The following is a 21,871-nucleotide window of genomic DNA, read 5'->3' as shown; positions in this document are numbered from 1 at the left end:
GATGAATGCATGGAATTTTCAAGAACTGAAAGAGACCCCATCACAAACAGGGGGACCTTATGTTCACATCGGTTTATTGCCTCAACAAGCCAATATTGAAGTATTCGAACATAACTTTAACCACCAATTGACCAATGACAAAACTCAAGGGCAACGTATCCGTCTGGAAGGTCAAGTTTTTGACGGACTGGGGCTGCCATTAAGAGATGTCCTGCTGGAAATCTGGCAAGCAGATCACAATGGTGTTTATCCAAGTCAGGCAGATACCCAAGGCAAAACGGTAGATCCACATTTTCAAGGTTGGGGTCGTACAGGGGCCAATTTTGAAACCGGTTTTTGGCATTTTGAAACCGTAAAACCTGGTGCTGTGGCAGGACGTAAAGGTTCAATTCAAGCCCCTCATATTGCCGTAGTGGTGTTTGCACGTGGCATCAACATTGGACTACATACGCGTATTTATTTTGAAGATGAAGTAGATGCCAATGCCAATGACCCAGTTTTAAACAGCATTGAATGGGCAACTCGTCGTCAAACGTTGATTGCCAAACGTATGGAAGTTAATGGCGAAATCGTCTACCGCTTTGATATTCGTATTCAAGGCGAAGACGAAACCGTGTTTTTTGATATCTAAGTATTTTGTCAAATCGTGCTTTGATCATCATGGAGATTGATCAATTTATGATTTTCCTCCACGTAAAAAGGGAGGATGAACGCGATTTAAGTACATTGGTTTAAAGCATAGGACATTAAAACAGTATCTATATACGGAGTACAGATTATTGAACCTGAGTTCGATAAAAACTCTTGATGAAATTTAATACTCGGAAACGTCATCCGCAACTGTTTGAGGCAGGACTACTCCTACAAGGTATTGTTTCTGCGATTGATTAAATATGTTTCTGGTGATTGACGAGTTTTGCGGTGAGCAGCGATACCGCTGCGCAAGATGGTTGCTCTTGCGGAGCTTCGCTCCTCATACCAAAACAAAAGTATGGCGAGCCGCAGGCTGATCCTGAAATTGGGTGAAAACTCAGAAAGACTTAATGTTTTTCAATAAGTTAAAGATGTGGTTGCATCGAACTCACGTTATTTATTACAGATCATCTATTAAGGAAGATGGAAAATGAAATTACAAAAAATTGCAGCAGTGATGCTGGCATTGAGCCCGATTTTTACATTGCAAATGACACAAGCACAAACAGTTCCAACTCGCACTGTTGAATTGTCAGAACTGGCAAAACTTCCAGTGAAAACGATTGTACCGATTACTGCCAAAACTCAAGAACAAGCATTGGCACAAGCCAAAGTGATTGCAAGCAATCCCGATGCTGATTTGGCGGAATTCCGCATTGACCTGCTCGAATTTGCCAATGACAGCAAACAAGTGATTGCTTTGGGGCACCAGCTTAAAAAGATTTTGGGTACAAAACCAATGATTGCCACGATTCGCACACACAATGAAGGTGGGCAGTTGACCATCACTGATGCGGATTATGCAAAAACTTATCAAGCATATTTAAAGCAGCCATTTATGGACATGCTGGATGTGGAAATGTTCCGAGATCCACAAGTGGTCAAAAATACCGTAGAACTGGCACATGCCAAAAAAGTATTGATTGTGATGTCGAATCACGATTTTAAAAAGACACCCAATGAAGATGAGATCATTCAACGGTTGCTTAAACAGGATGAACTGGGTGCGGATATTTTAAAAATCGCAGTGATGCCACAAAACAAACAAGATGTGTTCACCTTAATGAATGCCACGTTAAAAGTCAGTCAACAATCCAAAAAGCCATTATTGACCATGTCGATGGGCAAATTAGGCACTATTTCTCGAATTGCTACAGCAAATATGGGGGGAAGCTTTAGTTTCGGCATGATTGGTGAAGCTTCAGCACCCGGTCAAATAGATGTAACCCAACTAAAACAGTTATTAAAAACTGTTCAACCTACACCATAATTTAAAAAGGATTTTTAAGACATGAAATTGATTTCTTTACGTTTAAGTGCGTTGGCTATTGGTCTTGCGGTTTCTGGTTTAAGCATGGCAGAAAGCTATGTGGTAGACCGTTATCAGGATGACAGTGAAAAAGGTTCACTGCGTTGGGCAATTGAACAGGCAAATGCCAAACCGACTGAAGCCAGTGAAATATTAATTCAGGCAATTGGTACAGCACCTTATACCATCAAGGTGAATGCTCCATTACCCGAGATTAAAGCACCTGTAAAAATTACGGGAACCCAATGGGCAAAGACAGGTGAATTTATTGCAATTGATGGTTCCAATTATATCAAAGGAACTGGTGTTGAAGCTTGTCCGGGAGCTGTAGAAGGGCAGTTCGGTACCAATGTGCGTACCACAACTTTACCGGGGCTTGTTTTGCGCGATATTAATGGAGTAACGATTCAAGGTGTAGAAATTCGCCGTTTCTGTATTGGTATTTTAATGAATCGTGCCAGTAATAACCTGATTCAAAATAACCGCATTATGCATAATTATGGTGGTGCAGGTGTGATGTTGACAGGAGATGATGGCAAGGGCAATCCAACCGCAACCACCACCAACAACAATAAAGTGCTGAATAATTATTTCCAAGACAATGGCGATGGGCTTGAATTAACCCGTGGTGCCGCATTTAACTTGGTCGCAAATAATCACTTTATTTCAACCTCTGCAAATCCAGAGCCTTCACAAGGTATTGAGATTTTATGGGGCAATGACAATGCCGTGGTGGGCAATAAGTTTGAAAATTATTCAGATGGTTTACAGATCAATTGGGGTAAACGAAATTATATTGCCTATAACGAACTGACCAATAACTCGAATGGTTTTAATTTAACAGGCGATGGCAATATTTTTGACAGCAATAAAGTCCATGGTAATCGTGTCGGTATTGCGATTCGTTCTGAAAAAGATGGCAATGCGCACATTACTTTAACGAAGAACCAAATTTGGAATAATGGTCAAGACATCAAGCGTTGTGAAGCGGGCGGTAGTTGCGTACCGAATCAACGTGTAGGTGCAATTATCTTTGATGTTCCCGGATTAGAACATGCACATTTCGTAGGTTCACGTGGTCATGGGGTGAAAATTGATCCTGCAAACTTACAGAAAACTTGCCAACAACCGAATCAGCAAGGCTGTAATGCACAACCGAATCAAGGCATTCAGGCACCTAAATTAAGCTATGCAAAAGGTCAAGTTTCGGTCGAAGTCAAAGGTCAACCCAATCAACGTTATCAGATTGAGTTCTTTGGAAACACTTCAGCCAGTTCAAATGAAGCAGAATTTTATTTAGGTTCGGCTATTGCTGCAACCAATGAACAGGGGCTAGCCAAGATTCTATGGAAACCGACCAATAAAGTCGCATCTATTACCGCAAATATTACAGACCGTTTGGGTGCAACGTCTGAACTCAGTTCAGCTGTGAAATTAAAATAATAAGGGGCTGGAAATGAATTCAAAAAGATTTTTACTCAAACTGAGTTGCTTAACTGTTGCGCTTTGTAGTGTACAACACAGCTTTGCAGATCAACCGTGGTCACAGGATCGTCAGTGGTTGTTCGGCGATTGGAATGGTCAACGCCAACAACTGGAAAAGCAAGGCTATAAATTTACTGCGTCTATCATGAGTCAAGCAGCCACCAATTTAGATGGCGGTTATAACGATAGCAATACTTTTAAAAATGCAGCTCAACTGGCTTTAGGTGCAAATTTTGATTTAGATAAAATTACGGGTTGGGACAATACCACTGCAAATATTTTAATCACCAAACGTGATGGCAATGCTTTGACTTTGGAGCGTATAAAAGATCCACGTTCGAGCGCTTTGGGAAATTCACAAGAAATTTATGGTCGAGGCAAAATTTGGCGCCTGACTCAAGCGTGGATCAAAAAGGGATTTGCTGACAATACAGTTCAATTCAAGATTGGACGTATGGGCATGTCTGACGACTTTAATGGTTCACAATGTGAATTCCAGAATTTATTACTGTGTGGTGGACAGCTTGGAAAATCCATTGGTTCAATCTGGTACAACTTACCTGTGGGCTTGTGGGGAACCAATGTTAAATATCAATTTGCTCCAGCGTGGACACTGGGTGTCGGTGTCTATGAAGTGAATCCAGACAATATTAAAACCGCCAAAAACAGCGATGGTTTTAATCTGGATATGAATAACGTTAAGGGTGCAACCATTCCAGTCGAACTGGCCTGGCGACCAAAACTGGCAGTATTTGATGGTTTGGCCGGTGAATATAAAGTCGGTGCTTTGTATTCGACTGCTGAAGCCAATGATATTGCGACCACGGGTAAAGTACATGAGGGTAAACATAGTTTTTGGTTAAATGCACAACAACAACTAAGCCAAAAAGATAATGATCCTAAACGTGGTCTATATGCCAGCTTGAATGTCGTAGTGAATGACAAAGCGACAACAGCAGTCCAAAGCACACAACAGTTGGCGCTTTGGTATAAAGGACCATTTGATGGTCGTCCAAATGATTCTATTGGTTTTGGTATTGCCAATTATGTGGTCAATGATCGTTATAAAGATCGTCAAATTGCGCTGAATAATAGTCGAGGTTATGACGAATACGATGTATTTGCAGCAGACTATGTTCCTGTTCAACGAGATGAGTTAAATGTCGAGCTGAACTATACCTACCAATGGTCACCAGCGGTCATGCTCAGACCCAACCTACAATATATTCATCAACCCGCAGGTGTTAAAGAAGTGGATGATGCATGGGTTGCAGGTTTAAGCATGCGTGTAAATTTCTAATCTAGGAGTATGATGTATGTCTGAATCTTCGAACTCACATACCATACTGAAAATATGGTGTTTTATTTTGGCATTGGCTTTACTCCTCACAGGGCTGTTTTTTACAGTGGGTGGAGTGAAGTTGGTGACATTGGGGGGATCATGGTATTTCGTGATCTCAGGTGTATTGACCTTAGTTTCAGCTGTTTTGATTTTTAAGAAAAAAGCCTTGGGTGTTGCGGTTTTCAGTCTGGTATTTATCGGCACACTGATTTGGGCTTTGTTTGATGCAGGTTGGGAGTTTTGGCCTTTATTCTCACGATTGATGTTCCCAGCAGGTTTGTTTGCAGCATTGATGTTTAGTTTACCTGCAATTCGCCGTTATCAAGCTCAACCCAGTATGGGCTTACCTGCTTATGGCTTGGGTGTTATAACTGTTGTCGGTATGCTGATTGGACTTTATCAAATGTTCCAACCTCATCCCACCGTTGCGGCAACAGGTCAGGCATTGCCATTGGTTCCTGTAAAAACAGATATGAAACAAACCAACTGGCAACATTATGGGCAGGATGCAGGTGGAAGCCGTTTCGCTGCATTGGATCAAATCACTCGAGACAATGTACATCAGTTAAAAGAAGTATGGCGCTTCCGTACAGGTGATTTTACAACAGGCACAGGCAATGGTGCTGAAGATCAAATGACTCCATTGCAGGTCGGAAATAAGATCTATTTATGTACACCGCACAATAACATTTTTGCCTTAGAAGCAGATTCAGGAAAACAACTTTGGAAAGCTGAAGTGAACTCTAAATCTGATGCATGGGAGCGTTGCCGTGGTGTGGCTTATTTTGATTCAACCCAAGTATTGGTTCAGCCAACTTTGGCAGGTGCTACGCCAGTGCAAGCTGTAGCAAATAATACCTCTTGTCTACGTCGTGTTTATACCAATACACCTGATGGGCGTTTAATTGCAGTCAATGCGGATACAGGGGAACGTTGTAAAGATTTTGGCGTGGATGGAACCGTAGACTTACTCAAAGGTTTGGGAGAAGGAACCACTGCACCACGATTCGAAGTGACTTCAGCACCCACCATCGCTGGTACTGTGATTGTTGTAGGGAGCCGTATTGCTGATAACTTTGCAGCAGATATGCCGGGTGGTGTGATTCGAGCTTATGACGTGATTACAGGACAGTTACGATGGGCCTTTGATCCACGTAATCCAGAGCCGAATTATGTATTAAAAGAAGGTGAAACTTATAAACGCAGTTCTGCAAACTCATGGGCAGCAATGTCATATGATCCACAAATGAATACGGTATTTTTGCCGATGGGCAGCTCATCAGTCGATGTTTGGGGAGGTAACCGTCAACCTTTGGACCATAAATATAATTCATCTGTCTTGGCTTTGGATGCGACCACAGGTAAAGAAAAGTGGGTCTATCAAACCGTGCATAATGATTTATGGGACTTTGATTTACCGATGCAACCTAGTTTGGTTGATTTCCCAATGAAAGATGGTTCGAATAAGCCAGCCGTGGTGATTGGAACTAAATCGGGGCAGTTCTTTGTCTTAGATCGTTTAACAGGAAAGCCTTTAACCAAAGTAATTGAGCAACCTGTCAAGCCAGCAGATATTCAAGGTGAGCAATATAGCCCAACCCAACCTCGCTCAGTTGAGATGCCACAAATTGGCAATCAAACCTTAACAGAATCAGATATGTGGGGTGCTACACCATTTGATCAATTGATGTGTCGTATCAACTTTAAATCAATGCGCTACGAGGGATTATTTACTGCACCTGGTAAAGATGTGTCATTGAGTTTCCCTGGTTCGCTTGGTGGTATGAACTGGGGAAGTATTGCTTTTGATCCAAGTCATCAATATATGTTTGTCAATGATATGCGTTTAGGCTTATGGATTAAACTGATTGAGCAGACACCAGAAGATCTTGCCCGTGAAGCAAATGGTGGTGAAAAAGTCAATACAGGTATGGGGGCTGTACCAATGAAAGGTACGCCATATAAAGTTGATAAAAACCGTTTCTGGTCGAAGTTGAATATTCCTTGTCAGAAGCCGCCTTATGGAACAATGACTGCAATCGACATGAAAACCCGTCAAATTGCATGGCAAGTTCCAATGGGAACAGTTGAAGATACAGGACCTCTTGGGATCAAAATGGGACTTAAAGCGCCAATAGGTATGCCAACTATTGGTGGACCGATGGCGACTCAAGGAGGATTAGTCTTTTTTGCTGCAACACAAGACTATTATCTAAGAGCATTGGATTCTTCAACAGGTAAAGAGTTGTGGAAATCACGCTTACCTGTAGGTAGTCAGGCTACACCGATCAGTTATGTTTCACCTAAAAATGGCAAACAATATGTCATGATCACTGCGGGTGGAGCACGTCAATCACCTGATCATGGTGATTACGTGATTGCTTATAGTTTGAAGTAGATTTTATCTAAATTTTGTTAAAAGTAAAAACTGCAATCGTTAACGATTGCAGTTTTTTGTTGTAATTGAAAACAAAATGGTGAAATAGAATATTTTGTTTTACCTACCATTCAATCTGATTTATAAATCCACAAAATGAATATGTTGATGAATATTTATCGGATAAAGCTAATTTCAAGGAATTTATACTTTTGAAATGAGTCAAGAATGGTTAAAGAAAGCATTCTATAACTTTTATCGTTGAGGGCATGAATTTCTTAATTGAATAGATACAAATGTCGTCAAATGCAAATTTAAAATGTTTTAAAAGGGAATTTTAAATATTTGATTAGAACTGCATTTAGAAAAAATACCATTGTTTTTTTAGTTTTTATTTTCTTCTAGATATGACCTTGCCCACATCATTTGTCATAGAAAATTTTAAATTTTTACTAAAGTGATGAGATCTATAGAATGAAAAAATTAATGATATCAATGTTGTGTGTATTAATTTTAGGCTTAGTGCATTCTCATACTTTTGCCGCAGATGGAACTATTATGGTGAATGGCACTATTACAAACAGCACTTGTATTGTAGAGGTAAGTGGGGTTGGAGTTTCTGGTTTAAAAAATATTGTGGTGACTTTAACCCCTGTATTAAAATCAAACTTTCAATACTCAAACTCATATACTGGACCAGCGGTGTTTAGTTTGCATCTTAAAAATAATGCTGGTACAGCAGGTTGTGATGCTGTAACAAATAAAGCTTTAAAAGGTCTTGTTTTGGAAACGGCTTCTGCTACAGATTATGACCCAATGAATAAAGCATTATTGGTTAATAAAGCAGTAGGAGTTTCATTAACGAAACCTATATTTATTTATATTAGGACGCCATTGGCGTTGCTGCTGTAGATTATTCACAAGCTTGGGGAACACAAGCTAAAAGTAAGATTACAGGTATTGTGGCTGATGGTACAGGTATTCCTACAATGACTTATTCAGCTTATTAGTATAGCAAATCAGGTTCAGTAGATGCGCAAAATGTGACTGCAGTTGTAAATTATACATTGCAATACAACTAACTATTATTTTTAGTGGGTTAAGATTAAGTGTTTAGATAGTCTAATTTTTTTGTAGGTATATGATTTGATTTGTCAATTTGGAAGTTAAGGTGGGCTATAATTTTCTCCTAAAATTTGTAGTTGTGAGTATTTGTTAAATTCAATTGCTTTTGGTTGATTTAAGCGCAAAAAATTACTTAGAAAGATGATGTAAACGGCATTTTCTAAATTTAGATTTTAAAGTTCTTATTTCAGTGAGATTTAAAAGGCATGTAAATTGGCATGATTTCCTTATAAGTGGTAAATATTTCCCTCCTTTAGTACTTTCAGCGCTTCTTGACGGTACTTAATCAAAGTAAAAAAGCTATTCAAATGTTAAATTATTTGGAACACAACTGGTTTTTAAAATCTTGAGCCATCAGATAAATTTTGGGTAAAGCTTTATTTAAAAGTACTATTTTTAAATATGGCATTAAATTTAATCATGAAAGTAAATTTTTACTAAATAAATCAAGTGAAATAATAATTTAAAAAGGCTTTATTTTTTTAGCTTAATAAAATCGATTATTAATTAAAATTTTACCAAATGTTAAATTTATTTAGTTTTAATTAAATTAAAATTAAATTCATTAGTTTTTTTTAAATGTTTTTTGGCAATAGGAAAAATTTCAATAAAAATAACAAATATAAAAATAAGACATTTTATTTTTAATATTTATTTTTTTAACTGTATGATTTTATTTATGTAGTAATAAATGTAATAAGTTAGCATGACTAAAAATCAATAATAATTAAGTGTGATATATATAACACTATGGTGGGTATGATGTATTATTTCGCACGATGTAAGGTTTCGTATCTATGATTTAAACTATTGTTATTTTTTTAATAAGAATGTAGTTTCATTTTAGATAGTAACTAGATTCACACACATAGAATTATTTATTTAAGTGAACCTTGCTATGAATAAACATAGGTGATCAAAAAATAATTCAGTACTATTTTTATTAAAACATATGAGGTTTATTGAATGAAAAGTTTAACTTTGTCAGCAGTAGGTACATTGGTTTTGGGACTGGCTTGTACTCAAACTTTTGCAGTTGACGGAACCATTACCGTGAATGGTGTGGTCACTGACAGTACTTGTACAGTTGCAGGTGGTGGCGCAGGCGGTGCGGGTAACAAAGATATTATCGTGACTCTAGATACAGTACCTTCTTCTACTTTTAATACAGCAAATCAGTCTGCAAGCCCAAAAAGCTTTGAGTTAGAACTTAAAAATGCTGCAGGTGGCAGTTGTGGTGCTGCAACAAACAATGCATTGAAAGGCGTGTTTTTAGAAACGGCCGCTGCTACAGACTATGATTCAGCTAACGCAACAGCTTTAGTCAATAAAGCAGCGGGTGCATCAACTACGAATCCTGTATTTATTCAGATTGTAACAGATGCAGATGTTGCTGTTGATTACTCAGCGGCGTGGGGAACTCAAGCAAAAAGCCCAGTTGTTTTGAATCCAGCAGATGGTACAGGTACAGCAAAAATGACTTATAAAGCACGTTACTTTACCAAGTCAGGTACTGTTGATGCACAGAATGTGACAGCGACTGTAAATTATACATTGCAATATAACTAATCTGTTGTTGTATATAGAGTTAAGGGGAAATTATGCGTTATCTAAAAGCTGCTTTATGTGTGTTATTGAGTATGCCACTTGCACATGCTGGTGTATCAATAGATGGAACACGTATAATTTTCCCTTCAAATTCTAAAAGCGTAAATGTTCAGCTCAGAAATGTTTATGACAGCCCAGCGCTTGTACAAGCATGGATCGATACAGGGGATGCTAAAAAGACGCCAAAAGCGGAAGATGTTCCTTTTGTTCTTAATCCACCTTTGGTCAGAATCGAACCCAATAAAGGACAGATCATTCGGATTATTCCTTTAGATACAGGTAAGTTGGCAAAAGACCGTGAATCGATTTATTGGTTTAATATTTTAGATATTCCACCAGACGATCCGAATTTAAGTGATAAAAATCACCTGTCATTTACAGTACGTACTCGTATTAAATTATTTTATCGACCACAACAATTGGCGATGAAACCTACTGTTGCCCAACAAAGTATTCAATTCAAATTAGATTCATCCTCAAAAGCCTTAACAATAAATAATCCAACACCGTATTACATTACTGTATTACAGGTTGAAAGTGGGAAAAAACAAGCGTTTAGTTCGGGCGAAGATGCGATTATGTTGGCACCTTTCAGCAGTCATATATTGAAAAATTTTAAAGTAGATTCAACAACAAAAAATATATCTTATGAAATCGTCAATGATTTAGGCGCTGTGCAGAAATTTGAAGCTTCAATGCAGTGATAACACAGTAATAATGGATTGTTTAGCATGCTAAATTTTAACAAAAGCGAACTCTGCTTAATGCTGCTGTCTGCGATTGCTGTGCAGGTTTCGGCAGAAGAAAATCAGCAACTATTGATTGCTCAAGACCATAGTCATTTGATCGCACAGGATAATAGCCAACTGGTTGCTCAAAATAATCAGATCGTGACTTTTAATGCAGCCTCATTATTTGGTAATGACCGTAATGTTTCATTGAGCAATTTTGAGGTGAAAAACTTTGTTGCTCCTGGAAAGTATCTTGTACAACTATCTGTGAATAAACAGGTCATCGATAATATTGAAGTGAATTTTGACCATTTGGATGGTCAGCGTTCTGCTGTACTGTGTGTGAATGCTGCATTGTTGGACAAATTTGATTTAACTCCTGAATTTCGCCAAAGTTTGGAAGCAAAAGACTGTCGTACGATCAAAGATGTCAACCCAGATGCATATTATGATTTTGACTTATCTCAATTAAAATTGGATGTGTCTATTCCACAAGCATTACGTGTTGAACGACCTGAAGGTTATATCGATCCGACATTATTCAATAAAGGTGTGACGTCAGGTTTTGTGGGCTATGCTTTTAACTACAACCGAGATGAAGATCGAGAAAACAAATATTTAGGTCTGAATGGTGGGCTAAATGTTGCCGGCTGGTATTACCGTCATTCGGGGGCATTTGAATCTGAAAATTCAGGCTTAGGCGATTATTATTCAGATCAAAATGTTTTATATCGAGATATCACTCGCTTAAATTCACGTTTGAGCCTTGGTCAATTTAATACCAGCACCTATCGATTAGACAATTTACCGATTGTCGGGGCACAATTGGCATCGGATCAAGAAATGTTGCCTTGGTCTTCTCGTCAATATGCACCAGTCATTCAAAACTTTGCCAATACCAATGCGTTGGTACGGATCTATCAAAGTGGTCAGAAGATTTATGAACGCACTGTACCCGCTGGTGCCTTTGTTATTCGTGATTTAAATGTGGCATCTTCTGGTGATTTGACGGTTGAAATCACGGAAACGGGTGGTGAAAAAAGAACATTTAATGTTGCAATGCAAAGTAATTATGACTTAGTTCGTCAAGGTCGTTATAACTATAGTGTAGCTGGAGGACGTTATCGAACACGGCATGAAACCACTGATGACAAACTATTTCAAGGAAGCTTCAATTACGGGATCACCAATGCGCTAACCTTAGGTGCAGGTACAAATGTGAGTGATGACTATACCAGTGGGTTGTTTGCAGTCTCTGCCAATACAATATTGGGTGGTATGACCGCATTTGTAGAACATACTGAATCTGAACTTTATAAAAAAGACTATCGTGGACAAAAATACAGCTTGAACTACCGTTATGATTGGTTGCCTAAAAATCTGAATTTTTATGCAGATTATGCAGCTTTTGATCGTGATTACATGAGTATTTCATCTCACTTATATCAGCGAAATATTAGTGATTTAACGGATAGAGAATACGATGATTTTCTATATAACTATAATTTAAAACAAAGTATGGGGTTGAGTATTGCCAAGTCTTTTCCAAATACACGGTTGGGTAATTTTAATTTAACTGTACGTCAGAATAAATATTGGGATGATGGTCAAGATTATTATCAATACAATTTCAGTTATGGTAATAGTTGGAACAGAATCAGTTATAACATCGGTCTTTCTAGAACAGATTATTCTGATCGTACACGAGATCGCGGTGATTCAGCTTACTTCTCTATGACGATTCCTTTGGATTGGCGTAACAAGAATTTGTCAATGAATGCCAGTGTACAACATGATCAAAACTCTCAAACCACTTCAAATGTGAATTTATCTGGCGTATTGGGTGCGCACAATGAGTTGAATTTTGGTGCAGGTATTATGAATAATGAACAGGATACGGTATTTAATGGAAATGTGAATTATTTATTGCCTGTAGTGAACTTGGGCGCAACGTTGTCTACGAATGAAAACAAAACACAATATTCTTTCTCTGCACAGGGTGCAGTTGTGGGACATCGTTATGGACTTACCCCTGTCAATACTTTGCCTGATACATATACGATTGTGCATGTAGAAGACGGTATGGGGGCTGTCGTATCAAATGCTTGGGGTGTAAAAGTAGATCGCTTTGGTAATGCAATTTATCCATACAACACACCATACAGTAAGAATGTGATTAGCCTGGATCCTGCAGATTTACCTGTGAATGTGACATTGGAGTCGAATCAAACTGAAGTGATTCCACGTAAGTACAGTGCTCAACTTGCAGAATTTAAAGCCAATACGTCCAGTAATATTCTGCTTAGACTTCGCCATTTATCTAATCAGACTATAGCGATGGGAAGTCAATTAAAAGACGAACAGGGGAACATACTAGGAATTGTTGGCGCATCGAGCCAAGTGATTGTCGATCAACAAGACGCTTTACTGAAACCTACACGCATAGTTTGGGGAGCAGGAAGCCAAGAAAGTTGTTCAATTGCGGCAATTCCAGAACAGCAATTAACAAGAAAGCATACAGAGAATTTCAATATTATTGATGTGGAGTGTAAATAAGTCATGAATAAATTATTATGGTTATCAGCTCCATTTATTTTTATGTGTTCACAGTCTGTTTTTGCGACGTGTAGTAGTCGTCCGGCACAAGCAATATATAGTAATAGCAGTAATACAATTACTAACTTTAGTTATAGTCAATCTTTTCCCAGTGCAGCGTTTAAGCAAATGATCGGGGGATGTAATCCTACGGTAAAAGCGAATGCGATTTTTAATGCATCCTCTGGTAATACAGACTTAACTGGAAGTAGTCCATTTGGTGTGGCATCCAGCATTACAATTTCAGGTTCTACTGCAGATGCAGCGACATTGACACTGGCAAAAGCGTGGCTAGTCAATAATTTAAAAATAACATTCAATATGTACGATAATAGTAATAATGGTTCAAAGGCAAAAAATATTACGGCATTAAATACAAATTATAATATTTTGCCAGATACAGCAACTGGTCAAATAGTTAATTTTGCAGGTGAGCAATTCTATAATGGTTCAGGGTCTGGAACACCTAGCGTAGATACTCGTATTACAATTCAAAATATGAGTCTCGTGAATACCACTAAACCTTCTGCTGAAATTATTAACGCATTAAATGGGGCAACGATCCGGATACGGTTGGGGACTTATTCTTATAAATATGCGGATTATAATGCGTCTAGTAGTACAGCGATTACAAGCGGCTCTTTACAAATGTATGAGGATATGACTTTAAACTTTAGTTTTCCAACCTGTACGATGGCAAATCAAACTGTGACCTTGGCTCCAGTACCTACAGGTATACTGAATAGTAATCAAGCAGCCAACGAACAACCTTTTAATGTAACAATCAATTGTACAGCAGCGATGCCAAATAAAGTTTTATTGGCAACCATTACCGACAGTTACACGCCAAGTAATGTAAATAATAATGGAGTCTTAAAAAATCAACCCACATTGGTCAATCGAAGCAATGTAGATGTTCAACTCAGAGATAGCACAGACACTCCACTTGCAATCGGAACCCAAAGTTCTTTTTACGCGATTCCAGCTGGCTCTTCAGCCACAATATTTACCAAAGGATTAAAAGCGAGATATTATCGTTCAGCAGCTACAGCAACCCCAGGTTATGTAAAAACACAAGCGACAGTGTCATTGGATTATCAATAGTTAGACGAGGTTAATCGTTGAAAAACTATTTATTGCAAAGCGTCGGATCTCTATAATTTTATTGTCAATTATAGATATCCGACGCTTATGTTTTTAAGCACTTAATTTTTTATCATTTAAACCTTACATGATTTATAAAAATTATTGATCATGAGCGGTATAACCAAATTTATTGAGTAAGTTTTGTTGAGTTTGTTGCATTTCCTTGATCAGCCAATCTCTAAAAATCACTTTTCTGTTGTCTTCTTCGATCGAAGAAGATGCCAATAAATAGTAGGCTGAATCATCAAAATTTAGATATTTTTCAACCTGGAAAAAATCGTGATCTAGTTCGTGCTCAATCATAAAACCAGAAACAATGGTTTGCCCTAAACCAGATAAACACGCTTCAATACATAAATAAAAATGATCAAGCTCAATCGTGTTTAATTTTGAGATTTCAGGATATTCTTTCGCTAAATAATTTTTAAACTTTGGGCGCGAAGTGCTTAATAACAAATTTGAAGCGCTTTGTTGATTGGAGTTAACCATAAACATAAATTCGTCAATGATTTTACTACTGAAAATATGATCACCCCAAGCAAAATCATTTCTTCGAATAGCAAGATCAATATCTTGATTTTGAAAATCTAGAGGGCCCCCACCTGTTAAAAGGGTAATTCCAAAACCGAAATCTAATTCATTAAATTTAACCATTCTCGGAATTAACCATTTCATGGAAATAGTGGGTTCACATGAGATGATTAAATTATTATTTTTATATTTTTGTTGTTTAATGCTGATTATACAATGATCGAGTTGATTAAAAACATGTTGGCAGCAATCCAGAAGTACTCTTCCTTCCGCAGTTAAAATTAATGATTTATTTTTTCTTTCAAATAGAGCAACATTTAATAGATCTTCTAAATTTTTGATTTGTCGACTTACTGCGCTTTGGGTAACATAAAGGCGTTCAGCTGCAATGGTTACACTTCCCTCAATAGCCACATAATAAAAAAACTTTAATGAATTAAGTGATAATCTTTCTATCATGTTAAAGGCTCTTGTAATGCATATATTGAATTAGTTGATTTACATTTTCATGTGAATCAAGTATTAGTACTTTATTTTAATAGATATTATAATTTTTTGTAATATATCGCAATGCATTTAGTCGTAAAGATTCGTAAAAATCATCTATTTTATTTAATTTTTATCATGCTTACAGCTGCACCTTCCATACATATTATATAAAAACAAGGCAGGAGAATCTGTCAAATTAACCTCATTTTGATCAATAAAGTATGTCTGATTCTTGTTTTGATCCAATACGGTTAAAAATTTATTTTGCCTGTCAATTACAATGCCATGAATTGTATTTTTGATATATTCAAAATTCTTATCAAGATAACCAGTATTAAAAAAAACTGCATCACCAATTTTAATTCGCCACTTGGATGTTTCTTTGAGTAGACCACAATGTTTACAGGTCCACTTTTTGGTTTTAAATGAAATGTTGGGTTTAAGCATTAATTTTCTCCTTTTGATTATTTTCTCATATATATGAAAATTATATAAATGAGTAAATTTTTATTGTTTTAATGATTTTATTGAATAATGGATATTATTAATTAAATTTTTTTTTTAGATATGAGAATTTTTCTAAGTTTAATTGAGTTTTATTTATCTCTTCAATCAACCAATTTTTAAAAACGACTTTTCGATAATCTTCCTCTAAGGGAGAAGCTGACAATAAATAATATGAAGAACCATCTTGAAATGGCTCTGTGATCGGTTGTAACTTACCATTATTCAAGTCTTTTTCTATCATGTAACCAGATACAATCGTTGAGCCTAAACCAGATAGACATGCTTCAATACACAGATAAAAATGATCAAGTTCTTTATAATTGAGTTGAGTAATTTTATCCCTAATGTGATTTATCTTTAATAAACTTCCCCAGAATTTTTGCCGCGACGAGGATATTAAAATGTTATTATTATGTTTGGTTGAGTTTTTAACAAAAAACATGGTTTCATCCATAAGTTTAATACTATAAATATGATCTTTCCAATGAATATCATCTCTGCGAATAGCTATATCAGCGCTGTTGAAATTTAAATTTTTATCAATTGTCGTTAATTTTAAATCAAAACCACTGTTTAATTTGTTGAAGTCTTTTAATCTAGGAATTAACCATTTCATACATAGTGTAGATTCACAAGAAACGATAAGTTCCTTAATATTTTCCTTTTTATTATCAAGTCGAATTAGGCATTTATCAATTTCATGAAAAATACCTTGGCAACAATTTAAAAGTAAAAGTCCTTCATTCGTTAATTCTAACGATTTTCCTTTTCTCACGAACAAAACTGTATTTAGATCGTCTTCTAAGTTTTTTATTTGTCGACTCACCGCGCCTTGGGTTACGAAGAGCTTTTCTGAGGCAATTGTCACACTTTCATACATTGCTACGTAATAAAAAAACTTAAATGAGTTTAGTGAAATCCTTTTAACCATTTAAGACCTTACTCTAATGTGTGGGTTTTGAGATTATATTTCTATCAATCAATATGATGATTTTATATAGTGAAGATATTCTTAGCAATCTTATTAGTTTGATGATTAATCAAGAGTAAGGTTGAAAAAAAGTAATACATTTTTTTATAGAAATAAAATTGATTTTTATCATTTTAATATTGATTTTTCATTCCTAAAAATCATATGTTTTATTGAATATAAGTAATATGATGTTTGAATGTTTAATTCATTTGATTAGAATTTTTAATAAGTTTTCGTTCTATGTTGGACGTTTTTAGGTTTGATAATAATAAAACTTGATTGTGATGGATGATTTTTGAATATTTTTTGATATTCGATGATTTTATTTAAACAGTTATTTTATATTTAAGTGCTAGTTTTTATCAAAACAAAAGGCATATTGAAAGGGTAATAATGCTTTAAATATGAATCACCTTTGTAAGAAAAAATCATTTAATTAAAGCTTTTCCTGGTGATAATTTGAAAATTACAACGAACATTAAAGGAATAATTCTTAATACTTGACCTTATAATTATGGCAATGCTGATCATGAATTTGCAATGAACAAAGGAGGTAAATAAAGAGTTTTATGTTGAAAATATGACCTGTACTGCTTGAGTATGCCGTATAGTAAGAACGATTCAAACTTTAGGTAAGGATGCTAAAATCATCACCAGTAAACCGAAGCGTCATTTAAAATCAGTACAATGGTGACGGAAGAGGATGTAAGAGATAGGTGAGTCGAAATTGACTATCCAGTAAGAAAAATCTAAAACATAAAAAAAGCTACTGTGGTCAGCAGCTTTGTTATATTTGTTCCAAGAAATTAAAAAGAAGAAGATTTAGGTTTTAGGTGTTCCAAGTGGTGAAATGGATAAAGCATCATTGTGGTGATGTTGATCATTCATGTCGAGATCTGTTGTCTGCAGGCCATCAAGAATAGGGCAGTCTGGTCGATGGTCTCCAGCACAGCAATTAATTAAATTCTGTAAAGTCTCCGTCATTTTCTGCAATTCAAGAATCCGCAATTCTAGCTTTTCAATGTGGGATTGTGCTAATTTTTTGACATCTGCACTTTGTCTTTTTTTATCATTCCATAAATCGAGCAGATCAGTAATTTCACTGACTGAAAAACCCAATGCCCGTGATCTTCTAATAAATTTTAAACGCTCAACATCTTGAACATTGTATGAGCGATAACCTGAATTGTTGCGTCCTACAGTGGGAATTAAACCAATTTGTTCATAATAGCGAATCATTTTGGCAGATATACCGACGGCTTTAGAGAGTTTTCCAATGTTCATTTGAATCTCCTTGAGTATTATTGTGTCGTCAAGGTCGGTTTAAACCGACGTAAACGTAATGCATTTGCTAAAACGAATACACTGGATAATGCCATTGCGCCAGCAGCAAATATTGGTGATAAAAGAATACCGTAGGCAGGATAAAGTAACCCTGCTGCGACAGGGATCAACAGAACATTGTAAGCAAATGCCCAGAATAGATTTTGATGAATATTGCCTATGGTTGCTTTGGACAATGCAATCGCATTGGCAACACCTTGTAAGTTTCCTGACATCAGCACAACATCAGCAGACTCGATTGCGACATCTGTTCCTGTACCAATTGCTAGACCAACATCTGCTTCCGCCAAAGCGGGTGCATCATTGATACCATCACCAACAAAAGCGATATTGCCATGTTGTGCTTTTAGCTGTTTTATTGCCGCTACTTTTCCTTCAGGTAGGACCTCTGCAATCACTTGATCAATACCTAATTTTTTTGCGATTGCTTGCGCTGTACGAGCATTGTCGCCTGTGATCATTGCGACTTCGAGACCCAGTTGATGCAAGGCTTGAATTGCGCTTGGTGTGGTGGATTTAATTGGATCAGCAACTGCAATAATACCTGCCAACGCGTGATCAATCGCAACATAAAGAGGAGATTTTCCTTCATCCCCCAAACGTTGTGCGGTATTTGCAAATGGTGAGACATCGACATTTAACTGACGCATATAACGGTCTGCACCCACATGAATCGTATGACCATCAATCGTTGCCAAAACCCCCATACCAGTGACAGAGTCAAAACTATCCACATGAGAGAGTTGGAGATTTTGCTGTTTTGCTGCATTGACGATTGCTTGCGCAATCGGATGTTCGGAATGTGATTCCACAGCTGCAACCAAACTTAAGACCTGTTCATATTTGAAATTTTCAGTGACTTCAAAATCCGTTAACACGGGATGACCTTCAGTTAAAGTTCCTGTTTTATCAACAGCAACAATCTTAGCGTCTTTGAGTAGTTGTAATGCCTCACCTTTGCGAAATAGTACGCCTAATTCAGCACCACGTCCTGTACCCACCATAATTGATGTTGGTGTAGCTAAGCCCATGGCACAAGGACATGCAATAATCAATACAGCCACAGCATTGACCAACGCATAGGTTAAGGCGGGAGATGGACCAAAAATAAGCCAGATTAAAAATGTAAGTATTGCTGCAAGCATTACAGCAGGCACAAACCATAAGGTGACTTTATCAACCACAGCTTGAATTGGCATTTTAGAGCCTTGTGCTTGTTCAACTAAACGAATAATTTGAGCAAGCATGGTTTCACCACCAACAGCAACAGCAGAAAAGGTTAAAGTACCATTTTGATTAATGGTGCCTCCCACAACATCACTTTCAACTTTTTTCTCAACAGGAATAGGTTCTCCTGTAATCATGGATTCATCAACGAAACTTTGTCCATCAACGACCTTACCATCGACTGGAATTCGTTCACCAGGCTTTACAATGATAAAGTCACCCACAATCACTTCATCTATAGGAATATCGACGACTTGGTTGTTGCGTGATACATGGGCGATTTTAGCTTGTAAACTGACCAAGCGTTGTATGGCTTCTGAAGTTCTTCCTTTTGCTTTGGCTTCGAGAAAACGACCCAGTAAAATCAAAGCGACGATAACAGCAGCAGCTTCATAATAAACGTTGACGGTGCCTGCAGGTAAAATTTGCGGTGCAAATGTTGCAACAAGCGAAAAAAGATAAGCCGCTAAAGTCCCTACAGCCACCAACGAATTCATGTCTGGCGCAAAGCGAAACAGGGCAGGAAAACCATGGACATAGAATCTGCGACCAGGAATAATCAGAACTAAAGTGGTCAGGATAAATTGTAGATACCAACTATTTTGGATACCGATGGTTTGTGCAATCCAATGATGCAGACTAGGGAAGATATGCGAGCCCATTTCTAGTATAAAAACAGGAAGAGCAAGCACTGTCGCCAGTATTAAATCTCGTTTTAATTCACTACGTTCTTTATCTTTTTTTTCAAGATGTTGGGTTTGATTGGGAAGCGCAGTTTGGATTTGTTTGGCATCGTAGCCTGCTCGATCTATGGCGGCAAGGAGTGCATCGACGCTGGCATGCCCAGTCACGGTTGCGCGTTCTGTCGCTAAATTCACAACGGCTTCTTTTACGCCATCTACTGCTTTTAATGCTTTTTCAACACGACTCACGCAAGAAGCACAGGTCATTCCATCGATGGCGAATTCCAATTTTTCATCTACAACGTCATAACCGACATTTTCTATTGCATCGATAAGTAATTGCCGTTGTAGTGGTTTATCGAGTGAAATATCTGCACGTTCTGTTGCTAAATTCACGACGGCATCCTTTACACCATCAACTTTTTTAAGCGCAGTTTCTACACGACCAACACAACTGGCACACGTCATTCCCTCGATTTGTAAGTTTATTTTTAAGTCAGAATCAGTACTATAGGGAGAATTTGCCATCATTTATACCTTACTATTTTCTTGAATAATTTAATCCTAAACTCTCCCATCGTGGGAAGGTCAAGCGAAATAATGTAAGATTTATCCTTAAAAATATAAGCCAAACAGGCTGACACTCTATCTGATATATGAATTTGAGTGAGAAAGATAATAGATTTAAATGAACGCAATATAGTCTAAGACAATAAATAGTTAAGTCTTGAATTTTCAAATGGGTAAGTCAAAAAGGTTGCCTACAGTACGTTTAGGAATCTCATTCAATCCCCACAACTGTTGTAATATATGCTGTGGTGAACAGAATCATTAACCCAATCGACATTTCAAACACAATGGCATAACCCAGATATCGCCCAAACTGCGGCTTGTGTAGTTGTGGCGTAAAAAACCATTTGTTAAATGCGGCAAGTAGCAATATACAACCGACAAACGCGATTTTGAGCATAAAGCCATTGCCATAAGGGCTACTGATCAAAGTATCAATATCTTTAAGTAAAAGTACTGCAACACTTGCACCACAAACAATTAAGAGACCGACAATCAATCCAGCAATCTGCCCAAATAAATGGGTACGATCTTTTAAAGCAAGTCCTTTCAATTGATGGGTAGCTTTTAATAATGGATATAAAGCCCCCATCCAAATTGAAATCAATATGACATGAATTGTCAGTAGAATTTGAGCAAAAAATGACAAATTTGCAGCATGTCCTGTTTGAGAAAAACCATAGGCAAGTGCGAATATGAAAAGTCCAAACAAAAAACGTTCAAGCATGGAAGTCTGTGTGGTTTTTTGGCTGAACTTGATGAGCAATAAAATCAGAAGAACGAGAAAAATAAGAATGCGGCCAATCAACATTTGACCTGTCACTGTATTTAAAAGTATCTGGATATAAGTTGTATTGAATATTCCAGCAAACCCTGAATCGGCAAAGCTGCCGACCAAAATGAAAAAACCAGCAATACTAGAGATCAGCCCTAAACTTGCTCCAAAGCGCATATATTGAAGAATGCTTTCTTTCAATGAAATGAAGCGGTTAAATAAGAAGTAACAAAATGCGCCACCTGTAATAAATGCCATACTTAAATACAAAGTGACTTTATTCAGCCAAGTTAATCCAATCCAATATTCAGAAATCATGATTTTCCCAAATCAATACGGTGCCTAGCAATATGCTGCTCTG

The 21,871-nt window shown here is 37.1% G+C and carries 15 protein-coding genes; 10 read left to right on the top strand and 5 right to left on the bottom strand.

What is annotated here, in order from left to right; genetic code table 11:
* Window position 1: 1 nt before the first annotated feature.
* The 10 genes from pcaG to OSH00_RS01215 all read left to right on the top strand — a co-directional run bounded on the left by pcaG (window position 2) and on the right by OSH00_RS01215 (window position 14,369).
* Window positions 2–631 (top strand): protocatechuate 3,4-dioxygenase subunit alpha, encoded by a 630-nt coding sequence (gene pcaG / locus OSH00_RS01260; RefSeq protein ID WP_266128915.1) that lies wholly within the window; start codon window positions 2–4, stop codon window positions 629–631.
* A gap of 552 nt (window positions 632–1,183) precedes the next feature.
* Window positions 1,184–1,963 carry a type I 3-dehydroquinate dehydratase gene (gene aroD, locus OSH00_RS01255; RefSeq protein ID WP_420909500.1) on the top strand — a complete coding sequence of 260 codons (780 nt, stop codon included), beginning with the start codon at window positions 1,184–1,186 and terminating at the stop codon, window positions 1,961–1,963.
* A 21-nt stretch (window positions 1,964–1,984) separates the two neighbouring features.
* Entirely contained in the window at window positions 1,985–3,445 is a 1,461-nt protein-coding gene (locus tag OSH00_RS01250; protein WP_420909492.1) for a right-handed parallel beta-helix repeat-containing protein, read from the top strand.
* Window positions 3,446–3,458: 13 nt separating this feature from the next.
* Entirely contained in the window at window positions 3,459–4,787 is a 1,329-nt protein-coding gene (locus OSH00_RS01245) for a carbohydrate porin (protein ID WP_266128913.1), read from the top strand.
* A gap of 16 nt (window positions 4,788–4,803) precedes the next feature.
* Window positions 4,804–7,227 (top strand): glucose/quinate/shikimate family membrane-bound PQQ-dependent dehydrogenase, encoded by a 2,424-nt coding sequence (locus OSH00_RS01240; protein ID WP_266128912.1) that lies wholly within the window; start codon window positions 4,804–4,806, stop codon window positions 7,225–7,227.
* A 453-nt stretch (window positions 7,228–7,680) separates the two neighbouring features.
* Window positions 7,681–8,118, top strand: coding sequence for a fimbrial protein (locus OSH00_RS01235; RefSeq protein WP_266128911.1), 438 nt, complete (start codon window positions 7,681–7,683; stop codon window positions 8,116–8,118).
* 1,179 nt (window positions 8,119–9,297) lie between these two features.
* Window positions 9,298–9,900 (top strand): fimbrial protein, encoded by a 603-nt coding sequence (locus tag OSH00_RS01230; protein WP_266128910.1) that lies wholly within the window; start codon window positions 9,298–9,300, stop codon window positions 9,898–9,900.
* Window positions 9,901–9,932: 32 nt separating this feature from the next.
* Window positions 9,933–10,643, top strand: coding sequence for a fimbrial biogenesis chaperone (locus tag OSH00_RS01225; RefSeq protein WP_266128909.1), 711 nt, complete (start codon window positions 9,933–9,935; stop codon window positions 10,641–10,643).
* 27 nt (window positions 10,644–10,670) lie between these two features.
* Window positions 10,671–13,226 (top strand): fimbria/pilus outer membrane usher protein, encoded by a 2,556-nt coding sequence (locus OSH00_RS01220; RefSeq protein WP_266128908.1) that lies wholly within the window; start codon window positions 10,671–10,673, stop codon window positions 13,224–13,226.
* Between the two features lie 3 nt (window positions 13,227–13,229).
* Complete coding sequence (locus OSH00_RS01215; protein WP_266128907.1) at window positions 13,230–14,369, top strand: fimbrial protein; 1,140 nt, start codon at window positions 13,230–13,232, stop codon at window positions 14,367–14,369.
* Between the two features lie 141 nt (window positions 14,370–14,510).
* Here the strand turns inward: OSH00_RS01215 and OSH00_RS01210 are convergent, their stop codons facing one another.
* From OSH00_RS01210 to OSH00_RS01190, 5 genes are all read right to left on the bottom strand, one after another.
* Window positions 14,511–15,401 carry a LysR family transcriptional regulator gene (locus OSH00_RS01210; RefSeq protein WP_266128906.1) on the bottom strand — a complete coding sequence of 297 codons (891 nt, stop codon included), beginning with the start codon at window positions 15,399–15,401 and terminating at the stop codon, window positions 14,511–14,513.
* A gap of 574 nt (window positions 15,402–15,975) precedes the next feature.
* Window positions 15,976–16,869 (bottom strand): LysR family transcriptional regulator, encoded by an 894-nt coding sequence (locus OSH00_RS01205; RefSeq protein ID WP_266128905.1) that lies wholly within the window; start codon window positions 16,867–16,869, stop codon window positions 15,976–15,978.
* A gap of 864 nt (window positions 16,870–17,733) precedes the next feature.
* Window positions 17,734–18,195: a Cu(I)-responsive transcriptional regulator gene (gene cueR, locus OSH00_RS01200; RefSeq protein ID WP_266128904.1), complete on the bottom strand. Its 462-nt coding sequence runs from the start codon at window positions 18,193–18,195 to the stop codon at window positions 17,734–17,736.
* A 17-nt stretch (window positions 18,196–18,212) separates the two neighbouring features.
* On the bottom strand, window positions 18,213–20,693 hold the full coding sequence (locus tag OSH00_RS01195; protein ID WP_266128903.1) for a heavy metal translocating P-type ATPase: 2,481 nt from the start codon (window positions 20,691–20,693) through the stop codon (window positions 18,213–18,215).
* 253 nt (window positions 20,694–20,946) lie between these two features.
* Window positions 20,947–21,828: a copper resistance D family protein gene (locus tag OSH00_RS01190; protein WP_266128902.1), complete on the bottom strand. Its 882-nt coding sequence runs from the start codon at window positions 21,826–21,828 to the stop codon at window positions 20,947–20,949.
* Window positions 21,829–21,871: the final 43 nt, after the last annotated feature.

This window comes from Acinetobacter nematophilus (genome assembly GCF_026344175.1).
GTDB classification, from domain to species: Bacteria; Pseudomonadota; Gammaproteobacteria; order Pseudomonadales; family Moraxellaceae; genus Acinetobacter; species Acinetobacter nematophilus.
Note: the sequence above shows the minus strand (reverse complement) of the source record. Positions and strands in the feature narration are given on the sequence as shown.

What these genes read in the sequence shown, in the direction of transcription:
- aroD (WP_420909500.1), top strand. Translation starts at nt 1,184, where the DNA reads ATGACACAAGCACAAACAGTTCCAACTCGCACTGTTGAATTGTCAGAA.
- cueR (WP_266128904.1), bottom strand. Translation starts at nt 18,195, where the DNA reads ATGAACATTGGAAAACTCTCTAAAGCCGTCGGTATATCTGCCAAAATG.
- OSH00_RS01230 (WP_266128910.1), top strand. Translation starts at nt 9,298, where the DNA reads ATGAAAAGTTTAACTTTGTCAGCAGTAGGTACATTGGTTTTGGGACTG.
- OSH00_RS01250 (WP_420909492.1), top strand. Translation starts at nt 1,985, where the DNA reads ATGAAATTGATTTCTTTACGTTTAAGTGCGTTGGCTATTGGTCTTGCG.
- OSH00_RS01205 (WP_266128905.1), bottom strand. Translation starts at nt 16,869, where the DNA reads ATGGTTAAAAGGATTTCACTAAACTCATTTAAGTTTTTTTATTACGTA.
- OSH00_RS01220 (WP_266128908.1), top strand. Translation starts at nt 10,671, where the DNA reads ATGCTAAATTTTAACAAAAGCGAACTCTGCTTAATGCTGCTGTCTGCG.
- OSH00_RS01225 (WP_266128909.1), top strand. Translation starts at nt 9,933, where the DNA reads ATGCGTTATCTAAAAGCTGCTTTATGTGTGTTATTGAGTATGCCACTT.
- OSH00_RS01190 (WP_266128902.1), bottom strand. Translation starts at nt 21,828, where the DNA reads ATGATTTCTGAATATTGGATTGGATTAACTTGGCTGAATAAAGTCACT.
- OSH00_RS01240 (WP_266128912.1), top strand. Translation starts at nt 4,804, where the DNA reads ATGTCTGAATCTTCGAACTCACATACCATACTGAAAATATGGTGTTTT.
- OSH00_RS01245 (WP_266128913.1), top strand. Translation starts at nt 3,459, where the DNA reads ATGAATTCAAAAAGATTTTTACTCAAACTGAGTTGCTTAACTGTTGCG.
- pcaG (WP_266128915.1), top strand. Translation starts at nt 2, where the DNA reads ATGAATGCATGGAATTTTCAAGAACTGAAAGAGACCCCATCACAAACA.
- OSH00_RS01235 (WP_266128911.1), top strand. Translation starts at nt 7,681, where the DNA reads ATGAAAAAATTAATGATATCAATGTTGTGTGTATTAATTTTAGGCTTA.
- OSH00_RS01215 (WP_266128907.1), top strand. Translation starts at nt 13,230, where the DNA reads ATGAATAAATTATTATGGTTATCAGCTCCATTTATTTTTATGTGTTCA.
- OSH00_RS01195 (WP_266128903.1), bottom strand. Translation starts at nt 20,693, where the DNA reads ATGGCAAATTCTCCCTATAGTACTGATTCTGACTTAAAAATAAACTTA.
- OSH00_RS01210 (WP_266128906.1), bottom strand. Translation starts at nt 15,401, where the DNA reads ATGATAGAAAGATTATCACTTAATTCATTAAAGTTTTTTTATTATGTG.